The sequence below is a fragment of the Polaribacter sp. YIW18 genome (genome assembly GCF_057219325.1).
This window is the reverse complement of record NZ_JBXVVE010000004.1, coordinates 45,417-70,116: the sequence shown is the minus strand read 5'-3', so window position 1 is coordinate 70,116 and position 24,700 is coordinate 45,417. Positions and strand designations below refer to the sequence as shown.

The following is a 24,700-nucleotide window of genomic DNA, read 5'->3' as shown; positions in this document are numbered from 1 at the left end:
TTCTTGTTTCTAGTTTAATAATTCTTTTGCGTGGATTAAAGCTGAGTCTGAAATATCTTTTCCACTTAACATTTCTGCAATTTCTACAACACGTTCTTCTGTAGTTAGTTGCTTTAAATTGGTAGTAGTTACTCCTTTTACTTCTTCTTTATACACTTTATAATGGCTGTTTCCTTTGGCTGCAATTTGTGGTAAGTGAGTAATGGCAATTACTTGCATATTTTTACTCATATTTTGCATAATAGCTGCTATTTTGTTAGAAACTTCTCCAGAAACACCTGTATCTATCTCATCAAAAATAATGGTGGGTAATTGTGTATTTTCTGATAATACTTTTTTTACAGATAGCATTATTCTAGACAACTCTCCACCAGAAGCTACTTTTTTTAGTTCGCCAAAATTACCACCTTTGTTGGCTGCAAACAGAAATTCTAATTCGTCTTTTCCGTTTGAAAAATAAATAATAGTGGGTTTTACTTTTATTGAAAAGCGTGCATTTTGCATGCCTAAATCTGCTAGTAAATTTTGTAATTCTTTGGTTAAATGTGGAATTGCCTTTTTTCTAGCATTACTGATTAAATGGGCAATATTATCTAACTTTTCTGCAACCGCATGTATTTCTTTTTTCTTGTTTTCTATCTCTTCCTCTGCAGATTCTACTTGTCTTACTTTTTCTGATAATTGCTCTAATACTGCTAACAATTCTTCATTAGAGTTTACATAATGTTTTTTTTGCAAATTGTATAACACTTGCAGTCTGTCGTTAATTTCTTCTGCTTCGTTAGGACGAAACTCTACAGTTTCGTTGGCATTTTCTAATTCTGTAACAATATCATCAACCTCTATTTTTACAGAGGTTATTCTTGCTAATACCTCTTGGTATTCTTTAGAAAAAGGGGCAATTTTAGTTAATTTAGTTTCTAGACTGTGTAGTAAATTTTGTATGCCAATTTCTTCATTTATGGAAATTTCTAAAGCTTCAGACAAGTTGAGCTTGATGTGCTCTATATTATTTAATTTCTCTAATTTTTCCTCTAACTCGTCTTGTTCTTCTTTTTTAATATTTGCTTTTTCTAATTCTGTAAATAGATGCAAATTGTAATCATATTGTTGGTTGGCTTCTTTTTGCTGATTTTCTAATACTTCTAGTTCCTTTTTAAGCACATTCAGCTGTGTAAAACCACTGTTGTAAGAGGCTATTTTTCCTTGATTTTGTGCAAGTGCATCAATAATGGCAAACTGAAAAGAGGTATCTGATAACTGCATGGTTTGATGTTGCGAATGCACATCTATCAATTTTGTTCTTAACTCGTTTAAAACTGATAAGGTTACAGGTGTATCATTTACAAAAGCTCTTGATTTTCCTGAAGGTAAAATTTCTCTTCTAATAATGGTTTCTGCTTCGTAATCTAAATCTACTTCTTCAAAAAAATCTTGTAAGTTGTAATTAGTAATTGCCAATTTAGCTTCTACAATACATTTTTGAGAAGTGTCTTTTAGAGACGATAAATCTGCTCTGTTACCCAAAACCAAGCCCAAAGCGCCTAGTAAAATCGATTTTCCTGCACCAGTTTCTCCAGTAATGATAGATAAACCGTTAGAAAAATCAATACTTAAATGATTGATTAAAGCGTAATTATTTATAGAAAGTTGTGATAGCAAATTGACTAATTTTTAGAAGATAAAATTAGTGAAAAATTGTGAATTCTAAAGAAATGTTTTTTTATATCTATCTAATCTATTTTTCTCCACTTAGAATTATTATTGGGAGAAATTCTACGAACAGTTTGTATCAAACGTTGTTTTTTTCTGGTTTGAGTTTCTTCTGAGTATAGATTAACAATTTCATCTACTTTTGCATCAAAGAACACTCTAATTAGATAATTACCCACTGTTTTATTAAAAATGCCTTCTAATGCAATTACACTGTCTTCTATACTTTGTTGAGACGATACTTTGGATCTTACCAAATTATCGAAACCTTTTCTATGATAATTGTATAAAGTATTTCTAAACACTTTTAATTTTGGCGCCATTAAATTGTCTATTAATAAAAAACGATTTTGTTTTCCAACCACATTTTGCCAAGAGGTAAGTCCACTTTGTTGCGCCTGTAACATTACATTTTGCGCTTCTTTTAATTCGTTTTCTCCTCCATAAAGTGCAAAAGTATCTGCATCTAAGCCTAAAATTACGTGAATATAAAAAACAATGGTAGAGATTAGGTTGCTATCAAAAGTATTTCTATTATAAATTAAAGGATCAAACTCGTTGTAACGAAAATTAAATTCGTTGTCTTTAATATTTAAAATAGGCGACGCATATGTTGAATTAAAAATGGGTCTTGTAGATTGTACCTGTAAGGTTGCTGTAAAATTGTTGTTGTTTCTAGAAGTTATTATAATGGTAAATGCGCAATCTATTCGCTCTTCTGGCTGTACCGTTTTGTTAGTCCATTTTGTTTGGTTTACAAATTCTGTTAACGAAGTTTGTAATGTTTTAAAAACTTGGGTATTAGACCCTTGTACCTGATTGTAATTTACAGTAACCAAAGCATTTAGCTCTTGTGAGGTTACATACAAACTAGCGGACAAAAAAATAAAAAAAAATAAGAGTTTACGCATTTTATAAAATTAGCTTTGTTTATTTAATTGTGTTGATTAACTATCTAAAAACTAGCTACAACAACTTTAACAGACAATTTATTTTTGTAATTTATTTACAATTTCATTCATTATATCTTTAGCAACTTCTACTTTAGATTTTAATGGAAACGATTTCTCGTTAAAATTTTTATCAATAATAGTAATTTTATTGGTATCAGTTGCAAAACCTGCACCTTTATCTTGTAAAGAATTTAGTACAATAGCATCTAAATTTTTTCTTTCTAATTTAGTTTTTGCATTTTTTAGTTCGTTATTGCTTTCTAATGCAAAACCTACTAAAAATTGCTCTTTTTTAACAGCTCCTAAAGATGCTAAAATATCTTTTGTAGGTGTTAACTGAATCTCTAACGTTGCTGAAGACTTTTTTATTTTCTGATTGACAACATTTTTTGGTTTATAATCTGCCACAGCTGCAGAAAAAATAGCAATATCTACTTGATCAAAATATTTATGTGCTTCTATGTACATTTGTTCAGCAGAAACCACATTAATTCTATGTACAAAAGAATGTTTTGTTTGTTGGTTGCTTGGGCCCGAAATTAAAAAAACTTCTGCACCTAAATTTGCAGCTGCTTCTGCAATTGCAAATCCCATTTTACCCGAAGAATGATTGCCAATAAAACGAACAGGATCAATAGCTTCGTATGTTGGACCTGCTGTTAGCAATATTTTTTTTCCTTTTAAAGGCAATTTAGAAACAATATCTTTTTCTATAAATGATACAATATCTTCAGGTTCTGCCATTCTACCTTCACCTACCAAACCACTTGCCAATTCACCAGAAGTTGCAGGTATTAAAATATGACCAAAGCTTTGTAAAGTATCTAAATTTTTCTTTGTTGATGGATGGATATACATATCCAAATCCATAGCTGGTGCAAAATACACAGGACATTTTGCAGACAAATAGGTTGCCAATAATAAATTATCGCAAGTTCCATGAGTCATTTTAGATAGTGTGTTTGCTGTTGCTGGTGCAATTAACATAAAATCTGCCCAAAGTCCTAATTCTACATGATTGTTCCACAATTCATTTTCGTCTTCTTTAGAGTAAAATGAAGAGTTTACAGGATTTTTAGAAAGTGTAGATAGTGTAAGAGGTGTTATAAAATCTTTAGACGCAGGTGTCATTATAACTTTAACATCTGCGCCTAATTTTATAAATAAACGAACTAAACTAGCCGTTTTGTATGCTGCAATTCCTGCAGTAATACCTAAAAGTATTTTTTTATTTTTTAAAACAGACATTACTCTGCATCAGGAGTTCTATGATAAACTTTATCATTTAACCACTCTTCTACTGCAATTGCTGCTGGTTTGGGTAATCTTTCGTAAAATTTAGATACCTCTATTTGTTCTTTGTTTTCAAAAACTTCTTCTAAAGAATCGTTATAGGTAGCAAATTCGTCTAGTTTTTCTACCAATTCTTTCTTTAAGTCTCCATTAATTTGTTCAGCTCTTTTTGCAATAATAGAAATCGCTTCGTAAATATTTTGAGTTGGCGCCTCTATTTCTTCTTTGTTGTAAGTAATGGTACTTAATGCTGCATTTGTATCTTTATAATCCATAATACTATTTTATGTTTTCTTTGTTCTTTTTATTGTATTCGTCAAGCTTTTTTAAAAAAACGTCTCCTTTTTCTTTCTCTTTTTCTAAAGTGGCTAACATTTCGTTAGCATCTTCCATAAATTTAGAATTGGGAAAATTAATTTTTAGCTTATCGTATGCGTCTACAGCTTCTTTAGCTCGCTCTGTCTTTCTTCTATCTGTACTTTTTAGCACAAAATCATGTGCGGCTTTAAGTCTGTAATATAAAGCTTCTTCTTTGTATTTTGTACCTAAATAATCTTCTAACAAATTGTCAAACGCTTGTATTGCTGCTTTGTAATTTCTTAAATCGTAATCTGCAGTTCTGTAGTATGTTTTGGCAATTTCGAAATACTTTTTTTCTAGTTTTTGCCTTATCTCTTTGTAATATTTATTAGCTTCTTCTATTTTATCAGAATCTGGATAATTATTTATAAAACTTTGAAATGCTTCTAAAGCTTTATTGGTATCTGTAGGGTCTATACTAAACCTGGGTGATGCTAATTTATAACTGTAGGCAGTCAAAAATGCTGCTTCTTCTTTTTTAGAACTTTTCGAATAGTTTTTTACAAAACGATCAAAATAGTAACCCGCAATTGTATAGTTTTTTTCGTTTAAATTAGATTGTGCTACCATAAAAGAAACACGCTCCATTTGAGGTTTACCTCTGTAAGATGGGGTAATTTTCTCAAATAAACGCAATGCTTTCGAATATTTTTGGCTTTCGTATAATTTTACAGCCATTTTATATTGCTCTTCTACAGTACCTTTATTTAATACTTTTTGATACTCTCCACAAGAGAATAACAACAAGCTAAGTACAAATAAATACGCTAAATTTTTAATTTTTTGCATTGGGCAAAATTAGTAATTAATTATGGATAATAAAAGAATTTATTTTGAGCAACTAGAAACTAAACTTATAATTGTAATTCTTTGATTTTATGATAATTTAAAAACGATTTATCTGTAATTAAATTGTACTCTACAATTATCAATAAAAAATATGGTTAAAAGTAAATTTAGATATTAAAAGTTTGTTAATCTTAAACTTGATGTAAAATTTAAAACTGGGCTACAAAAGCCGCTATTTTACTTTCTAATTCTTTACTTGCTGGTACCAATGGTAAACGAACTGTGTTTTTACAAATACCCATTTCTTGTAAAACGGTTTTTATACCTGCTGGATTGTTTTCTGCAAAAATTAAATCGATAATTTCCATCATTTTAAAATGAGTTGCATACCCTTCTTTGTTTTTGCCTTCTAATCCGCAGTTAATCATATTAGAAAATGCTTTTGGATACGCTTGCCCAATTACAGAAATTACACCAGAACCACCTGCTAAAGTAACTCCTAAAGCCAAATCATCATCACCAGAAATTATTAAAAAATCTGCTGGTTTATCTCTTAAAAGCTCTAAATATTTTTGTGTATTGTTACCTGCTTCTTTTACACCAACTATATTTTTAAAATCTTTTGCCAAACGTATGGTTGTACTTGCATCCATATTTTTTGCGGTTCTGCCAGGTACATTATATAGAATGATTGGCTTTTGTGTTGCTTGTGCAATGGCTTTAAAATGCTGATAAAAACCTTCTTGTGTTGGTTTACTGTAATATGGCGCTACAGACAAAATACCATCTATTTTGCTTAAGTCTGTATTTTTTATATCTTCTACAACAGCCATTGTATTATTACCGCCAATACCTAAAACTAAAGGAACTCTATTAGCGTTTACTTTTACAATAGCGTTAATTATTTGTTGTCTTTCTTGTTTAGAAATGGTTGCACTTTCTGCAGTTGTACCATTTATTACTAAATAGTTGGTGCCATTTTCTATGTTATAATTCACTAATTTTTCTAGTGCATTAAAATCTACACTTAAATCATCTTTAAAAGGGGTAATTAAAGCAACACCTGTGCCTATAAATTTTTGCATTATATACTTATTTAGAAATGCAAAATTACAATTTTAAGATTGATTTTAAACTAGGTTTTTAAACGGAATAGAAAGAATAAACAACTTTTTATAGAAAGTTTAAATTTATAGCTTTTTTAAAATTTGCAGGTATTTTTTTAGTTCGGATATAAATTGATCCACATTGGCTATATCTTCTGAAATTTCTATATCAAAAAGAGATGAATTTACCTTAGAAAAGCCCACTTTAAAAGTTGCTTGAGATTGTAAAACAGCATTTTCTGCATACAAATTAGGTTGGTTAAAGTAGCCAATTAACAAATCGAACGGTTGTTCTAAAAAGCTTTTAAAACTCTGTTGAATATAAGCTCCTTTCCAATTTAAATCGGATTCAGAAAAATGTTTGTATGAGTATTTGTTATGCTTGTTAAACTTTCTGTAAGAGTATATTTTTAGGTTTCTAAGTTCTAAAGCATCTTCTACAATATCTAAAATTGGTATTTTAGATGTAATGTCTTCTGTAGAAATAATACCAACAGTAACAATTTTTTTTTGTGATATTTTTCTAGTTTCTATAGAGTTTAATAAAGACTTATTAAATTTTTTCTGAAGAATATTGTATTTGAGTTTGGTAAATTTCATTAAAAAAATTCTGGTGTCGTAAAAGTAGTAATTATTTTATTTATCTGTCATTTCTAGCAAAATAAACTGGTTTAATTGTTTGCCATATTTTTGAAAATTATTATCAGAAACAAACAGTAAGGTATTATTCCCATTTTTTAATGTTGGCCCAAATGTAATTCCTTCTATATTATCTATAAATCCGTGGGCTAACTTATCTTTTATACTTTCAAAATTAAATATTAATGTTTTTTTTAAAGCGATAAATTTTGTGTTCTTTAAAGAATCTATTGCTATACAATTGGTCGTACTTTCTGTAACTTCTGCCTTAAAAACACGAATAATATTTCCGTAAACATCATATCCATTTTGATAGGTTCTTTCTACCACAAAAAACTTATTTTCTTCATATTCTAAAATAGCTGTAACTCCGTTTAAATTTACATCTCCTTTAGCAGGCTTTGTAATTTTTTCTAGTTGATATGCAAATTGCTTAGTAGCTTTACCTGTTTGTTTATCAAAATAAGTTAGTCTAATTGGCGAATTTGTTTCGGTAAAAGTAGGATCTACTCCATCTGATTTTAAGACACCTTCCATAGCCACCCAAAACCCTTTGCTATTAGCACTTTTAGAAGAAGCTTCTAAAGTAGCATTATGTTTCATGTTTTGTATATGAGACAAGGTTTTTGGTAATGGAAATTCTTTTATAAAATAACCTGAACTATCTGTTTTAAAAACGAAGGTTGGATTGTTGTATGCGATATTACCCTCGCTAACAAAATGGATTTCATTTGTATTTTCATCAACAAAAATAGATTCTAAATCAAAGTAATTGTTTTTATAAAAAGTACTTATTGTATCCTTTAAATGATGAACATTGTAAAACTTAATATTTGTAATTTTATTATTTTCTATATTAATTTTTGCTTTTAAAAACCTTGGATCATTGCCATCATCAACAATAAAATAATAAAAACCATTTGTGTAATCTACCCCTGATAGACCGCCAATCAAAGTATTATTAAAAAAAGCTGACTCTTTTAAAATATACTCGTCTAAATATTGTAAAGAAAGGTTTTTATCTTTTTTACAGGAGAGTAAAAAAAATATACTTATACTAAAAATTAGTATTTTTTTAATTTGTTTCATTATTTAACAATCTTTTTACTGTTGAAAAGTATTAGTATTTTGTTTTAAATGTGATTTAAACCTCTAAAAAATAAATATTTTTTTTCGCTTTTTTATCCCAAAAAGACAAACGCAAAATAAATAAAAAACCATGTAACCTTTAATTTTTTAATACTTTATAGTTTTTTTTTTAAAGCTTCCTTCTATTATCATCAGATTTTGTGTCTATTAATTTATTGTAAGGATTACCAGCACCATTTGGTCCTAATAAACCAAACATACCTGTACCTATTTCTATACTTAAATTATCAATTGCTTTTACGCCATTTTTATATGTTTTGGTTAAATTATTTATTACAAATAAATACTTTGAGTTTATTTTAGTTCTTTTTTATAGAATAGTGGTTTTATTTGCATACACATTAAAAAACTATCTGTAATAGTAAGGTATTATTGATATCAAAAGCTAAAGTTAAACCTTTTTATTTATTAAAACATTGTTTTTTTATCATGTAAGTTGCTACTGATAATTTTAAAAAACTGAAAGATTACTTTAATTAAATAAGTATCCCTAGGGATTTGTTACAATATTTTAGAACAAATATGAAGATTAGTAAAAAAATCGTTTTATTTTTACCTAAAACTAAGAAAAATAAACAATTATAAATTTTATATAATGGCAAAAAAAACGATTTTAAATAAAAAATCTCTTTCATTTTTAGAAAAATACTTAAACAATCCAGCACCGACTGGTTACGAATGGGAAGGCCAAAAAATTTGGATGAACTATTTAAAACCTTATGTAGATAATTTTATTACAGACACTTATGGATCTGCAGTTGGAGTTATCAATCCAGATGCAAAATACAAAGTAGTTATAGAAGGGCATGCAGATGAAATTTCATGGTATGTAAATTACATTTCAGAAAATGGCTTAATTTACGTAACCAGAAATGGGGGTTCAGATCATCAAATTGCACCTAGTAAAGTAGTAAATATTCATACAAAAAACGGTATTGTAAAAGGTGTTTTTGGTTGGCCAGCAATACATACTAGAGACAAATCTAATGAAGAAGCACCAAAACCAGACAATATTTTTATAGATTGTGGTTGTGCAACAAAAGAAGAAGTAGAAGCTTTAGGCGTTTATGTAGGTTGCGTAATTACCTATCCCGATGAATTTCATATTTTAAATGGAGACAAATTTGTTTGTAGAGCTTTAGACAACAGAATGGGTGGTTTTATGATTGCAGAAGTAGCACGTTTGTTAAAAGAAAACAAAAAGAAATTGCCTTTTGGCTTGTACATAACCAACTCTGTACAAGAAGAAATTGGTTTAAGAGGTGCAGAAATGATTACCCAAACCATTAAACCAAATGTGGCTATTGTTACAGATGTAACTCACGACACAACAACACCAATGATTAACAAAAAGAAAGCTGGTCATTTAGAAATTGGTAAAGGACCTGTTGTAGCTTACGCCCCAGCTGTTCAGCAAAAATTACGCGATTTAATTACAGAAACTGCAGAAAGCAAAAATATTCCTTTTCAACGTTCTGCATTATCTAGAGCAACTGGTACAGATACAGATGCTTTTGCTTACAGCAATGGTGGCGTAGCTTCTGCTTTAATTTCTTTACCTTTAAGATACATGCACACCACAGTAGAAATGGTACATAGAGATGATGTAGAAAATGTAATTAAAATGATTTACGAAACTTTGCTAAATATTAAAGACGGAGAAACGTTTTCTTATTTTAAATAAATAATTACGAATTTGAAATTATGAATTACGAATTTAAAAATTCGTAATTCATAATTTTTAATTTATCACTATGGATGAACTTATAGACATTTTAACTCCAGAAGGAAAATCCACAGGAAAAAGGGCTTTAAAATCTGAAGCTCATAAAAGTGGTTGGTTTCATGCCACTGTGCATATTTGGTTGTTTACTAAAGATGAAAAAATACTACTCCAAAAAAGAGCTTTAACCAAAAAAGTGTTTCCTGGTTTGTGGGATATTTCTGTTGCAGGCCATATTGCTGCTGGAGAAACTATTTTATCTGCTGCTAAAAGAGAGGTTTTTGAAGAAATTGGTTTGGTTTTAAATGCTAATGAGTTGATTAAAATCGGTACAAGAATTCATCAAGTAACACATGCAAACGGAATTCAAGATAATGAGCATCATCATGTATTTATTGCTGAATTAAAAGAACCTATTGCCAACTTAAAAATGCAAGTAGAAGAAGTTGATGGCATTCAACTTTTTAATTTAGCTGTTTTAAAAAATACAAAAAACCTTGAAAACGTATTGCTTCCAAGGTTTCATGAGTATTATGTAACTGTTTATAAAAAAATTATTACGCAACTAACAAAATAACTCAAAAAAAAATTTCGACTTCCTTTTAAGAGAGTAATTTAATTCTAGATCTTACAGTCTATTATCAATAATTTTTTGAACCACTTCTGGATTTAATAAGGTACTTGTATCACCTAAATTATCCATTTCACTGGAAGCTATTTTACGTAAAATACGTCTCATAATTTTACCTGAACGCGTTTTTGGCAACCCTTCTGTAAATTGAATTTTATCCAATTTGGCAATAGGTCCAATTTTATCTGAAATTAATTGATTGATTTCTTTACTTAAATTAGTATGATCTCTACTTTCTCCTAAATCTTTTAAAGTAATATAACCATATAAAGCACTTCCTTTTATATCATGAGGAAAACCAACAATTGCAGATTCAGCCACAGCTGGATGTTCATTAATGGCGTCTTCAATAGGTGCAGTTCCTAAATTATGACCAGAAACAATAATTACATCATCTACTCTACCCGTAATTCTGTAATAACCAACTTCATCACGTAAAGCACCATCACCCGTAAAATAGGTGTTTTCATAAGCAGAAAAATAGGTTTCTTTATAACGTTGATGGTTTCCCCAAATGGTTCTTGCCATACTTGGCCAAGGATATTTAATACACAATCGACCTTCTACTTGATTTCCTTTTAGTTCTTGTCCATTTTCATCCATCAAACAAGGTTGAATTCCAATAAATGGTAATGTTGCATAGGTTGGTTTTGTTGGGGTTACAAACGGAATTGGCGTAATCATCATTCCTCCTGTTTCTGTTTGCCACCAAGTATCTATAATTGGACTTTTCTTTTTTCCAATGGTATCATTATACCAGTGCCAAGCTTCTTCATTTATTGGCTCTCCAACAGAACCTAGTACTTTTAAAGAAGATAAATCATATTTATCTACCAACTCTGTACCGTGTTTGGCCAAGGCCCTAATAGCTGTAGGTGCCGTATAAAATTGATTGACCTTGTGCTTTTGTACAATTTCCCAAAAACGACCAAAATCTGGATAACTTGGTACTCCTTCAAATAGCACTGTAGTTGCTCCATTTGCTAAAGGACCATACACAATGTAAGAATGCCCAGTAATCCAACCAATATCTGCTGTACACCAATAAACATCATTTTCTCTATATTGAAATGCATTTTTAAAGGTATAAGCTGTATATATCATATAGCCAGCTGTAGTGTGCACCATTCCTTTTGGAGAACCAGTTGAACCTGAGGTATATAAAATAAACAAGGGATCTTCTGCTTCCATAACCTCTGCTTTACAAACTGTAGAAGCCTTGTCTAATAACGGTTGTAACCATTTGTCACGTCCTACTTTCATGTTGATATCTGAATTGATTCTTTTAGCCACCAAAACAGTTTTTACAGAAGCACAAGATTCTAATGCCTCATCTACAATACCTTTTAAATCGATGGTTTTAGACCCTCTGTAAGAACCATCTGATGTGATAACCATTTTACAGTCTGCATCGTTAATTCTTGTAGATAAAGCTGTTGCAGAAAAACCTGCAAAAACTACAGAATGTATGGCTCCAATTCTTGCACAAGCTAGAGTTGCAATGGCCAATTCGGGTATCATAGGTACATAAATACAAACACGATCTCCTTTTTTGATACCATTTTCTTTTAAAACGTTTGCAAACTGATTTACTTTTTCTGAAAGTTGATTATAGGTAATATGCTGCGCCTCTTCCTCTGGATTGTTAGGTTCAAAAAGAATGGCTGTTTTATCTCCTCTTGTAGCTAAATGCCTATCTATACAGTTTTCTGTAATATTTAATTGAGCACCTTCAAACCATTTTATTTCTGGTTTGCTAAAATCCCATTCTAATACTTTATCCCACTTTTTTCTCCATACAAAGTGTTCTTCTGCTATTTCTTCCCAAAACGTTTCTGGTTCTCTAACTGAGTTTCTGTAAACGTGATAATATTCTGGAAAGTTTTTTATATGATAATTACTCATATTATTTAATTTTTAGTTATTGATTTTTTTTTGATGTTTTAAATAATCCAAACCAATTTGGATTTAAAATTTTCAATTTAATTAATGACCATAAAACGGCTACACAACATAATCCAAAAATTAAAGATAATCCTGGACTAACAGCATAATTATTATGTTCAAACTTAAATCGAATAAATAAAGTTATTACCACATAAATGGTAATAAAAATATCTGATGCTAATGAATTTAATGATAATTTCATGTTTTTTAATTGATTAATTCATTTACTTCTAACACTATTTTTCGAATAGAAAATGGTTTTGTAAAATATTTATCAGCTCCTAATTCTAAACCTTTTTGAATGTCTGAAGTTTTACTTTTAGCAGATAGAAATACTACTTTTGTTTCTTTTAAAAGTTTATTTTTTTTAATATGTTCAATGGTTTTATACCCATCTACTTTTGGCATCATAACATCTAAAAGAATTACATCAGGAATTTCAGTTTTTATTATTTCTAATGCTTCACTACCATCTCTAGCAATAAAAACTTGAAAATTCTTTTTTTTAAACGCATATTCTAAGGTCATTACAATATTGGGTTCATCATCTACAATTAATATCTTTTTCATCTTTATATAGGCAGTTTTACTTTAATTTCTGTACCATTTTCACTGGTTTTGTGCAACCATATTTTACCGTTATGTTTTTCAATAATTCTTTTGCTAATCGCTAGTCCTAAACCTGTACCTTCTGGTTTTATAATGTTTTGGTTTTTTGACTGATAAAATTTATTAAAAATAAAATCTTGATCTTCTTTTGGAATTCCTTTTCCGTTATCAGAAACAGAAATTTCGATATTATCATTCCCTAATCGATAATCAATTTTTATTTCTCCTGTTTCCTCTGGACAAAACTTAATAGCGTTAGAAATAAGGTTGACAAGTACTTGTACTATTCTATCTTCATCATATTTTAATTTAAAAATATAATTATTTAATTGCTTAATCGTAATCCTTTTTTTATTTGCATTGGTCTGTAACGCCTTTACAGTTTTTGCTATTGTCTTGCTTATATCATTAACTTTAAAATTTAACTCTTGACGATTTGTAGCCAGCTTTTCGAAATCAAGAATATTATTAATCAATCTTGATAACCGTTCAGAGTCTTGAAGCATATTGTTTAAAAACTTATCTTTCATTTCTGATGGCATTTCTACATCATCTAACAATAATTCTGTTGATGCTCTAATACCCGTTAATGGTGTTTTAAGCTCATGTGCTACTGTGTCTAAAAATTCATCTTTTTGCAAATCATTTTCAATTAATTCTTTATTTGCATTTTTTAGTTGCCTTGCTAATGTTGAAAGTTCTTTAGATTTTTCTTCTAACATTTTACTTTGTGCAATAGCCTCTTTAGATTCTTCTAACACTTTAAGCACTTCTAACAAGCTTAATTCTTCTTCTTTTACTACATTAGAAATTAACATTTTTGCTGATGCAGAACCAATAGTACCTGTTAATAATTGTTCTGAAAAATTAATAAGCCTTGCATCTGCAAGTTTTGTGTTTTCGGGTATTTTATATTTTTTAAAAAAGATTCTAAGCGCTTTTTCTGTTTTATTTATTCCTAAAAAACGATTTAAAACGTCTCTTATATCGTCTACATAAGCTTCACCTTTCCACACATAAGCACCATCTTGTAACTCTGAAAAGTTTTTACTATCCACAAACATTTCAGCATAATTTCGTTCTCTATAATTACCAACTGTATTTAAAGAAAAATAGATATACAAAAATATGTTTACACTAAAACTCCAAAAAAAGGCGTGTGCAGCTGGTGATAAAAAATCAATTCCAAATAAAGCATGAGGTTTTAAAAGGTTTACAGAAAATAACCCATTTTCTACAAAGCTTGTATCACCAGTAATTGCCTCTATAGTAAATGGCAATAATAATGTATAAAAAGCAACTAAAAACCCACCAATAATACCAATAATTGCACCTTTTGAGGCCCCTCTATTCCAGAATAAACCGATAAAAAATGATGGAGCCAATTGTGCAATAACAACAAAAGCTGTTAAACCTATAGAGTACAATGAAAGTTGAACAGAAAAATTGTAATAAAAAGCATAAGCTACAATAATAATAAAGAAAATAGCGAATCGTCTAATATTTTTAATGAACCTATTATTTTCATCAGATTTACTTTTACTAAATTTTGATAAAAACCCATAAGGAATTATAAGGTTATTACTTATCATAATAGATAATGCCAATGATGAAATAATCACCATAGAAATCACTGCAGATAAACCACCAAAAAAAACCAAGGTTGCCAAAAATGTATGCCCTTGACTTAATGGAAGTAGTAGAGAGAAATACTCGGCATTTACAGTATCTCCTAAATTAATTTTACCTGCATAAGCTATAAAAACAACAAAAATATTAAATAATAAAAGATACAGTGGGAATACCCAAATAGCTGTTTTAATATGCCTTTCTTTGTTAATTTCTAAAACAGAAACTTGAAATTGTCTTGGTAATAAAAAAATAGCTATAAATGACAACATAATGGTAAAAAACCAATTAAACCCTTCTTCTAAACCTCCTAGAGTAACAACCCTATTAAAATTTTTAGTTGTAGAAAATTGAGTGATAATATCTGACATTCCATCAAATAAATAATATGTAACATAAATACCTATAATTAGAAAAAAGACTAATTTTAAAACAGATTCTAAAGCAATTGAAACAATAATTCCTCTGTGTTTTTGCGATGCATCTGTAGTTTGTGTTCCAAAAAACGCAGCAAAAACGGCTAAAATTAAAGCGATATAAAATGTAGAATCATCAAAAATTGAACCTGATTCATAATTGCTTTTAGTTGTCATTATTTTAAAAGTTTCTGAAATTGCTTTTAATTGCAGTGACAAATAGGGTAAAATACCAGCAAGACAAATTAAAGTGACTAAAGCTCCTAAAAACCTGTTTTTACCATAACGTAATGAGATAAAGTCTGCTAACGATGATATTTTATGTTGCTTAGAAATACGAACTACTTTTCTTAAAACAATAATCCATAAGGGTGCTGCGATGACTGGTCCTAAATAAATGGTTAAGAAATTTACCCCTTTATTGGCAGCAACGCCAATACTACCATAATAAGTCCATGCAGAGCAATATACAGCAAAAGACAAAGCGTAAATAAATGGGCTATTTAACCACTTATTCTTGGTCTTTTTTTCTACAAAATAGGCTACATAAAAAAGCAACCCTAAATAAAAAAGTATTATTAAGGTTAGCAACCAATTACTCATAAAAACGCTTTAAGATATAATAAGATATTAAAACCGATAGTAAACAAATTATAAATATTGAAAAATAAAAAACAGGAACCCCAAAAACAGTATTAGCACTATTAAATACTAACAAAAAAGGAATATTTAAAACAATAAATAATCCTAAAGATAATAATACTAATTTTTGTTCGTGTCTTTTTTTCAAAATTAATTTTCATCTATTTTTAAAAACCAGCACTTTAAAAAAAGTGCTGGTTTTTATGGTTAATGTACTGAAGCCTCTCCTGCTCCAGAAGGAATTCTAATACTCTCTACGATGTCTACCACATCTTTTGGGGGTGCTGCTGTAACTCTAGAAACCACTAAAGAAATTACAACATTTACAATCATAGCAACTGTACCAAAACCTTCTGGTGATGTGCCAAACCACCAATCTTCTTTTGTACCTCCTCCAAACATGTCTAATTTATATTTCATCATGTAAAACAACATTAAAATGATTCCAACAACCATACCTGAAATGGCTCCCTCTTTATTCATTCTTTTATCAAAAATACCCAGTATGATTGCAGGAAAAAAGGATGCTGCTGCCAAACCAAAAGCCAATGCTACAGTTGCGGCGACAAACCCTGGTGGATTGATACCAAAATATCCAGAAATTAAAATTGCTACAAAAATTGAAGCTCTTGCCCACATTAACTCTCCTTTATCTGAAATATCTGGTTTGATTTGTTTTTTAATTAAATCATGAGAAATAGAAGTTGATATTACTAATAACAAACCTGCTGCTGTTGATAATGCTGCTGCCAAACCACCTGCAGCCACCAACGCAATTACCCAATTTGGTAAGCCTGCAATTTCTGGGTTGGCCAAAACCATAATATCTCTATCAACATACAACTCATTTCTGGCTGCACTTGCATTCGCAATCATTCGTTCGCCATAAATACCTCTTGTTTCTGTGTAAACTGGTTTTTTACCATCTAAAGCATTCCCTGCAATATATTGTATTTTACCATCGCCATTTTTATCTGTCCAAGCTATTAAACCTGTGTTTTCCCAATTTTTAAACCATTCAGGAATTTCAGAGTATTTAGTTTCACTAACAGTTTCAATTAAGTTTGTTCTAGAAAAAACTGAAATAGCTGGAGCTGTTGTATATAAGATTGCAATTAAAAACAAGGCATAACCAGCAGATTTACGTGCATCTTTTACTTTAGGTACAGTAAAAAAACGCACAATTACATGAGGTAATCCTGCTGTACCTACCATTAATGCTAATGTAATTGCAAAAACATCCCAAGTTGATTTAGAACCAGTTGTATATTCTTTAAAACCTAACTGTGTGTGTAAGCTATCTAATTTATCTAAAAGATATGTTCCATCTTCTAAGGTGCCTCCCATTCCTATTTGAGGAATTACATCTCCTGTCATTTGAAAAGAAATAAAAAAAGCTGGCACCATAAATGCAAAAATTAAAACACAATATTGTGCTACTTGCGTATATGTTATTCCCTTCATACCCCCTAAAAAGGCAAAAACCAATACAATACACATACCAATAGCTACACCCCAAATAATTTCTACTTGTAAAAATTGCGAGAATACAATTCCTACACCTCTCATTTGACCAGCTACGTATGTAAATGATACAATTAACGCACAAATTATAGCTACTGTTCTTGCTCCATTTGAATAATATCTGTCTCCAATAAAATCTGGAACGGTAAATTTTCCAAATTTTCGAAGATAAGGAGCTAATAAAAGTGCTAGAAGTACATAACCTCCTGTCCAACCTAATAAATACACAGAACCATCGTATCCTGCAAAGGAAATAATACCTGCCATAGATATAAATGAAGCTGCACTCATCCAGTCTGCTGCTGTTGCCATTCCGTTTGCTAATGGAGAAACACCACCACCAGCAACATAAAATTCTTTTGTAGAACCTGCTCTTGCCCAAATTGCAATTCCAAAATAGAGTGCAAAAGTTATTCCTACTATAATCCAAGTCCAAGTTTGAACGCTCATAATTTTTTATTTTTTAGTTGATTTTATTTGATTACTCTTCATCGTAACCGTATTTTTTATCTAGTTTATTCATCAATCTTACGTATACGAAAATGAGTATCACAAATACATAAATTGATCCTTGTTGGGCAAACCAAAAACCTAGTTTAAAGCCTCCTAATCTATATTGATTTAATTCTTCTCTAAAAAGAATTCCACATCCATAGGAAACTACAAACCAGATTACCAATAAGATGGCTAGGTACTTTAGATTTTCTTTCCAATATTTTTTTGCATTTTTACTTTCTGACATATTTTTTAATTTTATAGATAAATCATTGCTTGAAGTGTTAATGTATTTTGGTTTATAGTTCCAAATTTTTGATTTTTATATTCTAATGTTAATTTTGAATTATGACCACTGAAATAGGCATTTGCTCCTATACCAAATAAATTACGATTATTAGGTGTGGCATCATAAGAATTACTTCCATAAGAAATATAAGGCTGGTATCTTGTTTTGTTTTTATCGCCTGCTAAAACATACCCAAGATGGCCGTATAACATAGTACCTGTTCCATATGCGCTAAATAAATAATCTTTTCCATAATTATTATTTTGATAAACTGCATAAGCTGTTAAAGCACTACCATCATCAGAAAGTGGTGTGTCGTAAAAAGCATCAACAGCAAAAATAGATACATTTTCTCCTGATAAGTTTCCTGCACTATTAGCTACTACAGAACCATTAGGATGTGCAAAAAAACCAGCTCCAATGTTAAATACTTTTTTTCCTCCTAAATAAGAACCAACTTTATATGGTAAAAAATTAGATTCTTGCTCTAAAAAATGATAATCGAAATAGCCTGCAAAAGTTTTTCCTGCCTCTTTGGTTCCTAATAATCTTGATCCACCATAAATAGATTCACCACTATTTACTGGTGTTCTAGCATCCAACCCGTTTACAACGGCATCATTAACTGACAATCTATATTGTAATTTTCCAAATTTTCCTTTTAAGAAAACTCCTAAATGTCTAGCAAATTGATCTGACAAACCTATTGTTGCCCAAGATTGGCGGTTGTTATCTAAAGTCATCATATTTAATGTACTTTGATTGTTTAAACGAGAAATACCGTTAAAATAATGCAGTCCAGCTCCAATAGTATGATTTTTACCCAATTGATATTGCCCCCAGACGTCGTGAAAAAATAATTGAGAGTTTTCTCCTTTTCCTAAAGGAGACATATTTGCTCCTTTTAGACTATTTAATCCAAAGTGAGTTAAGATTAAAAATTTCTCATTAATTTGAGCAAACATTAATATTCTTGCACGTCTTAAATTAAAATTGGTTTTAGCTGCTGTTGGAGCAGCATCGCTATTGTTCTGACCCCAAATTTGAGCCCAGGAAATAATTCTAATATATTTTTTCCCTTCTTCATCTAGCTTTACTTTAATACCTCCATTATAATCTGGAGACCCTTGAGCAAATACAGATATAGAAACTATAGAAAGAAAAATATATAATCTTAAAGTTAATTGTTTCATAAGTTATTGATTGATTAAAAAATTGATTTGTGCACTCGACGAATGTCATCAAAAACTTATGTTAAAAAAAAAATTATATATATTTTTGTTAAAATAGTATATCTAATCCTTAAATCGCTCCCATTTAATTAACATAAACTTATCTCCTAACTCTGTAACTACTACTCCTGCTCCTTTTAAATTATCAGCATTTTGAAAGTAAAAACCTAATTCTTTGGCATTTAATATTTTATAGGTAGGATGGTAATTTTTATTTTGTGGTCTTTTTATACCATATCTTTTTACCCAGTTTAAAATACTAACATGAGACACCCCTAGTATTCGTTCAATTTCTCGATAACTTAACCCCTCTAAATAGAGTTGTAATGCTTTGTTTACAAAGTAATCGTCTATTTTTTTTCCAAGCTTATTTACAGTAAAATAATAGTTACAACTTTTGCATTTATAGCGTTGTCTTTTGTTAACAACTCCACTTTTAACACAATTGTCTGAAGAACAATTTGGACAGTTATTTAGTTTCATGTATATAAAATTAGCATATATATATTAATTTAGCAAATATTATTGTATAATAATAAAAATATTAATTAATTTCTAAAATAAAATAGTATTTTAGATAGCCTTTAAAAAACTAAATGCTTATAGTATTACAAGAATACTTCTTTATTATTTTACTCTTTTTTACAGTTGCAGTATTATATGCTTCTGTAGGGTTTGGTGGTGGCTCTAGCTATTTGGCTGTTTTGGCTTTAACTGGTATTGCTTTTTATCAAATAAGAGCAACAGCTTTGTTATGTAACATTATGGTAGTCTCTGGAAACGTGTATTTGTTTCAAAAGCAGAAAATAATTAATTGGCGACAATTACTACCTATTGTTTTGTTTAGTCTTCCCTTTGCTTTTTTAGGTGGATATTTAAAAATAAATCAAAATTTCTTTTTTATCTTACTTGGTTTTACACTTTTATTTGCTGCTTTAAGCATGTGGCTTTCAAAAAAAATTGCATCAAAACAAACAGCAAAAATCAATCATAAAAAAAATGCTTTTTACGGATCTATTATTGGTTTTATCTCGGGTATGGTGGGTATTGGTGGCGGTATTTTTTTAGCTCCTTTATTACATCTTACAAATTGGAATACACCCCAAAAAATTGCTGCTGCAGCAAGTGTTTTCATTTTAGTAAACTCTACAGCTGGTTTATTTGGGCAAATTAGCAACCCACAATTTTATATAAATTGGCAACTTACGAGTATTTTATTAGTTACTGTTTTTATAGGTGGTCAAATTGGAAACAGGTTAAGCAACCAGTTTTTTACACCTATTCAATTAAAAAAAACTACTGCAGTATTAATTGCTTTTGTTAGTTTTAAAATTCTTTGGGAAAATCTTTTTTAGAAATAAATACATTTTCTATTGCATAACCATTGCAATCAAAATATATTTGGAATCATCAACAAAATAAAAAAAGAAAATGTTACAAGTAATTTTTACGTTAATCATGTTAATTTTATTGCAAGCTGTATTAGGTTTCGATAATTTATTATACATTTCTTTAGAGTCTAAAAAGGCGCCACAAACCGACCAAAAAAGGGTTCGTAAAGTAGGGATTTTAATTGCTATTGCACTCCGTATTGTTTTGTTATTAATATTGGTTTCTTTAATTAAATATTTTCAAAAGCCATTTAGTTTTTTAACGGGAGAAATAGAAAATATTATAAAGTTTGCATTTAATGGCCATAGTTTAATTGTTTTAGCTGGTGGTGGTTTTATTATTTATACTGCCATTAAAGAAATTTGGTACATGATTTCTACAAAAGGGTTAGAGTTTTCTGAAATGACTACAGAAAAAGGGTCCAAATCTTCTAAAGCTGTAATTTTTAGCATTGTTTTAATGAACTTAGTTTTTTCTTTTGATTCTATTTTAGCCGCTATTGGCTTAACCAAAGAAATAGAAAACGAAACTACTGCATTTATAGTGATGGCAACTGCCATTATTGTAAGTGGTTTGTTAATGTTATTAATGGCAAATAAAATTTCGATATTTCTATCTAAAAACAGAATGTATGAAGTTTTAGGGCTGTTTATCCTTTTTATAGTAGGAATAATGCTAGTAACAGAAGGTGGCCATTTAGCGCATTTAAAACTATTTGGCAATGAAATTGTACCTATGAGCAAAACAACTTTTTACTTTGTAATAGCTATTCTTGTTATTATTGATATTGTACAAGGTAAGTATCAGAAAAAATTATTGACCCAGAAATAATCTAATCATATAAAAAAAGGTTCTTTTGCAGTACCTTTTTTTTTAACACTACTGCAGTTTTGTTTATTTTTTTTAACATTTTATTAAACAATTATATCGTATCTTTGTATTATAAAATTTGATGTTATACTTCTTTTTATATGAAGCATTTAATATAAATATGAAGTTTTTTGGTTGATTGATGGGCCGCTATTTAACACGATAGCGGCTTTTTTATGCAGTAATTTCTGGAAAACTATCTATTAATCTTTGGCTAATAATCTGTAATATTCTTCTATTTAACTCTGATGCATTTGTATTGTAAAAAGCAAACTCATCAATTGTAAAATGGCCAATAATTAGGCCTAGAGTAATATTTTTATGATTATGATCTGTTTTATAAATAGTAACAATTTTTTGATTTTTTTTTGAAACTGTTAAACGGCTAAAATCTATTTTTCTTTTTTGTAAATACTTTACAAAAGAGGCAATTAATAATGCATGTTGCATTTTAATAATGGGTCTTATAGTTTGGTTCTGAAAAGTTTCTACATCTGTAGTACCTTCTTTAAACAAACCCTTTAAAATTGGTCTTTCTTTAGACATTATCTAACAATTCATCAATTTGTAATTGAAAATCATATTGCAAATCTTCATGTAATTTATCCATGGCTTTTTTTGCCATTCTTAGTTGCATATCAAATATATTTTGCAAACGAGTGCTTCTTTTTATAGAAGGTTTAAAATCCTTTAATTTTTTACAAAAATATAATAGCAATTCTGCTTCTGTTTCTTTCTTTTTAGAGTATCTAATATGTTTTTTTATAGACGTTAATATTTTTCTGGTGCTTTTTCTTATATAAAAAAAATTCTTTGTATTTATTTCTTCAAATTGTAAATCTACCTCTTCTTTTATGGTTTGAATGTAAATTTCTTCGTCATGAGATTCAAATAATAAATAGGTTAACAGTTCTTTATTTTCTTTTTTAAATCTTGCTAAATGCAAACACAATTCTTTTAACTCATTCGCAGATTTGTGCGAGAGTTCGTCTTTAAGTTGTTTTATGTTTACTGCTTTCATTAAAAAAATAAACCTCAAATAATTATAGAAATATTTGAGGTTTTGTATTTGTTATACTATAACTTTTCACTTGGTAATGTTACCATTTCGTTTACATCTACATCATAGTTTACACCATCAACTTTAAAACCAAAGAGGTTGTAAAAATCGTTGCTATAACCTTCTAAATCTCCAATTTCAGTAAGATTTTCTGTGGTTGCAGACTCCCAAAGCGCAATTACTTCTTTTTGAATATCCTCAGCCATTTCCCAATCATCAATTCTAATTCTTCCTTTTTCATCTAAAGGAATAGTACCTTCTGTAAACAATCTTTGGCTATATAAACGTTGAATTTGCTCTATACAACCTTCGTGAGTTCCTTTTTCTTTCATTACCTTATACAACAAAGAAATATATAATGGAATTACTGGAATAGCAGAACTAGCTTGAGTTACCAATGCTTTATTTACAGAAACGTATGCCTTAGCTCCTACAGATTTTAAAGCGTCTGTAATTTCGAAAGCTGTTGCTTCTAAATGATCTTTTGCTGTACCTATAGTTCCGTTTCTGTAAACTGGCTTGGTAACTTCTGGTCCAATGTAAGAATAAGCAACAGTTGTTGTACCTTCAGATAGTAAATTTTCTGCATTTAAGGCATCCATCCACATTTTCCAATCTTCACCACCCATTACAGTAATGGTATTTTCTACATCTTCTCCTTCTGCAGGACTTATAGAGATTTCTGATACTTTACCCGTATGAAAATCTACTGTTTTATTGGTAAAAACTTCTCCTATTGGTTTTAAAACCGATTTGTAACGTTTACCCGTTTCTGGATGTGTTCTAACAGGTGAAGCCAAACTGTAAATTACCAAATCTATTTGGCCTAAGTCTTCTTTAATTAAATTGACAACTTGTTGTTTTATATCGTTTGAAAAAGCATCTCCATTAATACTTTTTGCATACAAACCTGCTTTGTGTGCTTCTTTTTCAAAAGCTGCAGTATTGTAATAACCAGGTGAAGCTGGTCTGCCTTCTGAAGCAGGTTTATCGAAAAACACGCCAATTGTTGCAGCATCTGAACCAAATGCACTTGTGATTCTAGACGCCAAACCAAATCCTGTTGACGAACCTATTACCAATACTTTTTTGGGTCCTTTTATTTTACCTTTTGATTTAACATATTCTATTTGATTTTTTACATTTTGCGCACAACCTGTTGGGTGTGATGTTAAACAAATAAAGCCTCTTGTTCTTGGTTCTATAATCATTTTTTTCAGTTTATAAGACCTCACAGGTTTTTTGACACCTGTGAGGTCTTTTAATTTAATAGATTTATTTTTTAAAAAAAGAATTTACATTCTCTTCAATTCTATTTAATACATTTTCTGTAGATGCTTTTACAAACGTTTCTCCAGTAATTTGTTCGTATAACTCTATGTATCTGTTTGATATTTCTATAATTTTCGCATCAGACATTTCTGGTATTTGCTGATTTTCTTTTCCTTGAAAACCATTTTCTATCAACCATTGTCTTACAAATTCTTTAGATAATTGTTTTTGTGCTTCGCCTTTATTTTGTCTTTCTTGATAACCTTCTGTATAAAAATAACGTGAAGAATCTGGTGTATGAATTTCATCAATCAATACAATTTTACCATCTTTTGTTTTCCCAAACTCGTATTTGGTATCGACTAAAATAAGGCCTCTTTTTGCAGCTATTTCTGTACCTCTTTTAAATAATTTGCGTGTGTAATCTTCTAAAACTAAATAATCTTCTTCTGAAACGATACCCTTACTTAAAATTTCTTCTCTAGGAATATCTTCGTCATGTTCGCCATTATCAGCTTTGGTAGATGGTGTAATTATTGGTGTTGGAAATTGATCATTTTCTTTTAAACCTTTTGGCATTGATACACCACAAAGTAATCTTTTTCCAGCTTTATATTCTCTAGCTGCATGACCTGATAAATAACCACGAATAACCATTTCTACCTTAAAAGGCTCACACAAATGCCCTACTGCTACATTTTCATCTGGATTTGCAATTAACCAATTAGGAACAATATCTGCTGTATCATTCATCATTTTGGTTGCAATCTGATTTAATATTTGGCCTTTAAAAGGAATTTGACGTGGTAAAATTACATCGAAAGCAGACAATCTGTCTGTAGCAATCATTACCAAATGCTCATCATTGATATTGTAAACCTCTCTAACTTTACCTTTGTAAACAGATTTTAAATTGGGAAATTTAAAATTTGTTTCATTAATTGTATTCATTTTTAATATTGTGTTG

General features: G+C 29.7%; 24 protein-coding genes. 4 read left to right on the top strand and 20 right to left on the bottom strand.

The genetic code is table 11. The features are described from left to right. Positions 1-9: 9 nt before the first annotated feature. The 8 genes from recN to AC2D6T_RS05735 form a co-directional block, all read right to left on the bottom strand. Positions 10-1,662: a DNA repair protein RecN gene (gene recN / locus AC2D6T_RS05770; protein ID WP_484680790.1), complete on the bottom strand. Its 1,653-nt coding sequence runs from the start codon at positions 1,660-1,662 to the stop codon at positions 10-12. Positions 1,663-1,733: 71 nt separating this feature from the next. Then, positions 1,734-2,624, bottom strand: coding sequence for a type IX secretion system protein PorD (gene porD / locus AC2D6T_RS05765; protein WP_484680789.1), 891 nt, complete (start codon positions 2,622-2,624; stop codon positions 1,734-1,736). A 78-nt stretch (positions 2,625-2,702) separates the two neighbouring features. Beyond that, the gene (coaBC, locus tag AC2D6T_RS05760) at positions 2,703-3,914 is read right to left on the bottom strand and encodes a bifunctional phosphopantothenoylcysteine decarboxylase/phosphopantothenate--cysteine ligase CoaBC (RefSeq protein ID WP_484680788.1); all 1,212 of its coding nucleotides are present in this window, start codon (positions 3,912-3,914) and stop codon (positions 2,703-2,705) included. Beyond that, positions 3,914-4,234 (bottom strand): DNA-directed RNA polymerase subunit omega, encoded by a 321-nt coding sequence (locus AC2D6T_RS05755; RefSeq protein ID WP_298949223.1) that lies wholly within the window; start codon positions 4,232-4,234, stop codon positions 3,914-3,916. Before AC2D6T_RS05755 ends, coaBC begins: the two co-directional genes overlap by 1 nt. A 4-nt stretch (positions 4,235-4,238) precedes the next feature. Then, positions 4,239-5,108, bottom strand: coding sequence for an outer membrane protein assembly factor BamD (locus AC2D6T_RS05750; protein WP_484680787.1), 870 nt, complete (start codon positions 5,106-5,108; stop codon positions 4,239-4,241). A gap of 209 nt (positions 5,109-5,317) precedes the next feature. Then, the gene (dapA, locus tag AC2D6T_RS05745) at positions 5,318-6,193 is read right to left on the bottom strand and encodes a 4-hydroxy-tetrahydrodipicolinate synthase (RefSeq protein ID WP_484680786.1); all 876 of its coding nucleotides are present in this window, start codon (positions 6,191-6,193) and stop codon (positions 5,318-5,320) included. Positions 6,194-6,298: 105 nt separating this feature from the next. Then, the gene (locus AC2D6T_RS05740) at positions 6,299-6,814 is read right to left on the bottom strand and encodes a DUF6913 domain-containing protein (RefSeq protein WP_484680785.1); all 516 of its coding nucleotides are present in this window, start codon (positions 6,812-6,814) and stop codon (positions 6,299-6,301) included. A gap of 36 nt (positions 6,815-6,850) precedes the next feature. Further along, a complete protein-coding gene (locus tag AC2D6T_RS05735) occupies positions 6,851-7,942 on the bottom strand; it encodes an esterase-like activity of phytase family protein (RefSeq protein WP_484680784.1) in 1,092 nt (363 codons plus the stop codon). A 655-nt stretch (positions 7,943-8,597) separates the two neighbouring features. On the opposite strand from AC2D6T_RS05735, the gene AC2D6T_RS05730 reads away from it, so the two are divergent. Next, positions 8,598-9,686, top strand: a complete 1,089-nt coding sequence (locus tag AC2D6T_RS05730; protein ID WP_484680783.1) for a M42 family metallopeptidase — start codon at positions 8,598-8,600, stop codon at positions 9,684-9,686. Positions 9,687-9,756: 70 nt separating this feature from the next. Beyond that, the gene (locus AC2D6T_RS05725) at positions 9,757-10,302 is read left to right on the top strand and encodes an NUDIX hydrolase (RefSeq protein WP_484680782.1); all 546 of its coding nucleotides are present in this window, start codon (positions 9,757-9,759) and stop codon (positions 10,300-10,302) included. A gap of 51 nt (positions 10,303-10,353) precedes the next feature. On the opposite strand, the gene acs is transcribed toward AC2D6T_RS05725, so the two are convergent. The 8 genes from acs to AC2D6T_RS05685 all read right to left on the bottom strand — a co-directional run bounded on the left by acs (position 10,354) and on the right by AC2D6T_RS05685 (position 19,622). After that, positions 10,354-12,261, bottom strand: coding sequence for an acetate--CoA ligase (gene acs / locus AC2D6T_RS05720; RefSeq protein WP_484680781.1), 1,908 nt, complete (start codon positions 12,259-12,261; stop codon positions 10,354-10,356). Positions 12,262-12,277: 16 nt separating this feature from the next. Next, positions 12,278-12,505: a hypothetical protein gene (locus AC2D6T_RS05715; RefSeq protein ID WP_484680780.1), complete on the bottom strand. Its 228-nt coding sequence runs from the start codon at positions 12,503-12,505 to the stop codon at positions 12,278-12,280. 5 nt (positions 12,506-12,510) lie between these two features. Further along, positions 12,511-12,873 carry a response regulator transcription factor gene (locus tag AC2D6T_RS05710; protein ID WP_298949245.1) on the bottom strand — a complete coding sequence of 121 codons (363 nt, stop codon included), beginning with the start codon at positions 12,871-12,873 and terminating at the stop codon, positions 12,511-12,513. 2 nt (positions 12,874-12,875) lie between these two features. After that, a complete protein-coding gene (locus AC2D6T_RS05705; RefSeq protein ID WP_484680779.1) occupies positions 12,876-15,560 on the bottom strand; it encodes an ATP-binding protein in 2,685 nt (894 codons plus the stop codon). Between the two features lie 246 nt (positions 15,561-15,806). After that, positions 15,807-17,573, bottom strand: a complete 1,767-nt coding sequence (locus AC2D6T_RS05700; RefSeq protein ID WP_298949249.1) for a sodium:solute symporter family protein — start codon at positions 17,571-17,573, stop codon at positions 15,807-15,809. Positions 17,574-17,604: 31 nt separating this feature from the next. Then, a complete protein-coding gene (locus AC2D6T_RS05695) occupies positions 17,605-17,865 on the bottom strand; it encodes a DUF4212 domain-containing protein (RefSeq protein ID WP_298949250.1) in 261 nt (86 codons plus the stop codon). Positions 17,866-17,876: 11 nt separating this feature from the next. Further along, the gene (locus AC2D6T_RS05690) at positions 17,877-19,100 is read right to left on the bottom strand and encodes a hypothetical protein (protein WP_484680778.1); all 1,224 of its coding nucleotides are present in this window, start codon (positions 19,098-19,100) and stop codon (positions 17,877-17,879) included. A 102-nt stretch (positions 19,101-19,202) separates the two neighbouring features. Continuing rightward, positions 19,203-19,622: an IS1/IS1595 family N-terminal zinc-binding domain-containing protein gene (locus tag AC2D6T_RS05685; protein ID WP_298949254.1), complete on the bottom strand. Its 420-nt coding sequence runs from the start codon at positions 19,620-19,622 to the stop codon at positions 19,203-19,205. Between the two features lie 113 nt (positions 19,623-19,735). Between AC2D6T_RS05685 and AC2D6T_RS05680 the strand changes: the two genes are divergently transcribed. Then, entirely contained in the window at positions 19,736-20,494 is a 759-nt protein-coding gene (locus AC2D6T_RS05680) for a sulfite exporter TauE/SafE family protein (RefSeq protein ID WP_484680777.1), read from the top strand. Positions 20,495-20,570: 76 nt separating this feature from the next. Continuing rightward, complete coding sequence (locus AC2D6T_RS05675; RefSeq protein WP_484680776.1) at positions 20,571-21,362, top strand: TerC family protein; 792 nt, start codon at positions 20,571-20,573, stop codon at positions 21,360-21,362. A 213-nt stretch (positions 21,363-21,575) separates the two neighbouring features. On the opposite strand, the gene AC2D6T_RS05670 is transcribed toward AC2D6T_RS05675, so the two are convergent. From AC2D6T_RS05670 to AC2D6T_RS05655, 4 genes are all read right to left on the bottom strand, one after another. Then, a complete protein-coding gene (locus AC2D6T_RS05670) occupies positions 21,576-21,947 on the bottom strand; it encodes a glyoxalase (RefSeq protein ID WP_484680775.1) in 372 nt (123 codons plus the stop codon). After that, a complete protein-coding gene (locus AC2D6T_RS05665; protein WP_298949261.1) occupies positions 21,940-22,422 on the bottom strand; it encodes a hypothetical protein in 483 nt (160 codons plus the stop codon). The genes AC2D6T_RS05670 and AC2D6T_RS05665 overlap by 8 nt, the downstream gene beginning before the upstream one ends. Before the next feature lie 56 nt (positions 22,423-22,478). Then, positions 22,479-23,672 (bottom strand): enoyl-ACP reductase FabV, encoded by a 1,194-nt coding sequence (fabV, locus tag AC2D6T_RS05660; protein WP_484680774.1) that lies wholly within the window; start codon positions 23,670-23,672, stop codon positions 22,479-22,481. A gap of 64 nt (positions 23,673-23,736) precedes the next feature. Beyond that, on the bottom strand, positions 23,737-24,684 hold the full coding sequence (locus AC2D6T_RS05655) for a phosphoribosylaminoimidazolesuccinocarboxamide synthase (RefSeq protein ID WP_484680773.1): 948 nt from the start codon (positions 24,682-24,684) through the stop codon (positions 23,737-23,739). Between the last annotated feature and the right edge of the window lie 16 nt (positions 24,685-24,700).

Excerpts from the sequence above, each read along its gene's own strand:
- porD (WP_484680789.1), bottom strand. The coding sequence starts at position 2,624 with ATGCGTAAACTCTTATTTTTTTTTATTTTTTTGTCCGCTAGTTTGTAT.
- coaBC (WP_484680788.1), bottom strand. The coding sequence starts at position 3,914 with ATGTCTGTTTTAAAAAATAAAAAAATACTTTTAGGTATTACTGCAGGA.
- AC2D6T_RS05755 (WP_298949223.1), bottom strand. The coding sequence starts at position 4,234 with ATGGATTATAAAGATACAAATGCAGCATTAAGTACCATTACTTACAAC.
- AC2D6T_RS05750 (WP_484680787.1), bottom strand. The coding sequence starts at position 5,108 with ATGCAAAAAATTAAAAATTTAGCGTATTTATTTGTACTTAGCTTGTTG.
- dapA (WP_484680786.1), bottom strand. The coding sequence starts at position 6,193 with ATGCAAAAATTTATAGGCACAGGTGTTGCTTTAATTACCCCTTTTAAA.
- AC2D6T_RS05740 (WP_484680785.1), bottom strand. The coding sequence starts at position 6,814 with ATGAAATTTACCAAACTCAAATACAATATTCTTCAGAAAAAATTTAAT.
- AC2D6T_RS05735 (WP_484680784.1), bottom strand. The coding sequence starts at position 7,942 with ATGAAACAAATTAAAAAAATACTAATTTTTAGTATAAGTATATTTTTT.
- AC2D6T_RS05730 (WP_484680783.1), top strand. The coding sequence starts at position 8,598 with ATGGCAAAAAAAACGATTTTAAATAAAAAATCTCTTTCATTTTTAGAA.
- AC2D6T_RS05725 (WP_484680782.1), top strand. The coding sequence starts at position 9,757 with ATGGATGAACTTATAGACATTTTAACTCCAGAAGGAAAATCCACAGGA.
- acs (WP_484680781.1), bottom strand. The coding sequence starts at position 12,261 with ATGAGTAATTATCATATAAAAAACTTTCCAGAATATTATCACGTTTAC.
- AC2D6T_RS05715 (WP_484680780.1), bottom strand. The coding sequence starts at position 12,505 with ATGAAATTATCATTAAATTCATTAGCATCAGATATTTTTATTACCATT.
- AC2D6T_RS05710 (WP_298949245.1), bottom strand. The coding sequence starts at position 12,873 with ATGAAAAAGATATTAATTGTAGATGATGAACCCAATATTGTAATGACC.
- AC2D6T_RS05705 (WP_484680779.1), bottom strand. The coding sequence starts at position 15,560 with ATGAGTAATTGGTTGCTAACCTTAATAATACTTTTTTATTTAGGGTTG.
- AC2D6T_RS05700 (WP_298949249.1), bottom strand. The coding sequence starts at position 17,573 with ATGAGCGTTCAAACTTGGACTTGGATTATAGTAGGAATAACTTTTGCA.
- AC2D6T_RS05695 (WP_298949250.1), bottom strand. The coding sequence starts at position 17,865 with ATGTCAGAAAGTAAAAATGCAAAAAAATATTGGAAAGAAAATCTAAAG.
- AC2D6T_RS05690 (WP_484680778.1), bottom strand. The coding sequence starts at position 19,100 with ATGAAACAATTAACTTTAAGATTATATATTTTTCTTTCTATAGTTTCT.
- AC2D6T_RS05685 (WP_298949254.1), bottom strand. The coding sequence starts at position 19,622 with ATGAAACTAAATAACTGTCCAAATTGTTCTTCAGACAATTGTGTTAAA.
- AC2D6T_RS05680 (WP_484680777.1), top strand. The coding sequence starts at position 19,736 with ATGCTTATAGTATTACAAGAATACTTCTTTATTATTTTACTCTTTTTT.
- AC2D6T_RS05675 (WP_484680776.1), top strand. The coding sequence starts at position 20,571 with ATGTTACAAGTAATTTTTACGTTAATCATGTTAATTTTATTGCAAGCT.
- AC2D6T_RS05670 (WP_484680775.1), bottom strand. The coding sequence starts at position 21,947 with ATGTCTAAAGAAAGACCAATTTTAAAGGGTTTGTTTAAAGAAGGTACT.
- AC2D6T_RS05665 (WP_298949261.1), bottom strand. The coding sequence starts at position 22,422 with ATGAAAGCAGTAAACATAAAACAACTTAAAGACGAACTCTCGCACAAA.
- fabV (WP_484680774.1), bottom strand. The coding sequence starts at position 23,672 with ATGATTATAGAACCAAGAACAAGAGGCTTTATTTGTTTAACATCACAC.
- AC2D6T_RS05655 (WP_484680773.1), bottom strand. The coding sequence starts at position 24,684 with ATGAATACAATTAATGAAACAAATTTTAAATTTCCCAATTTAAAATCT.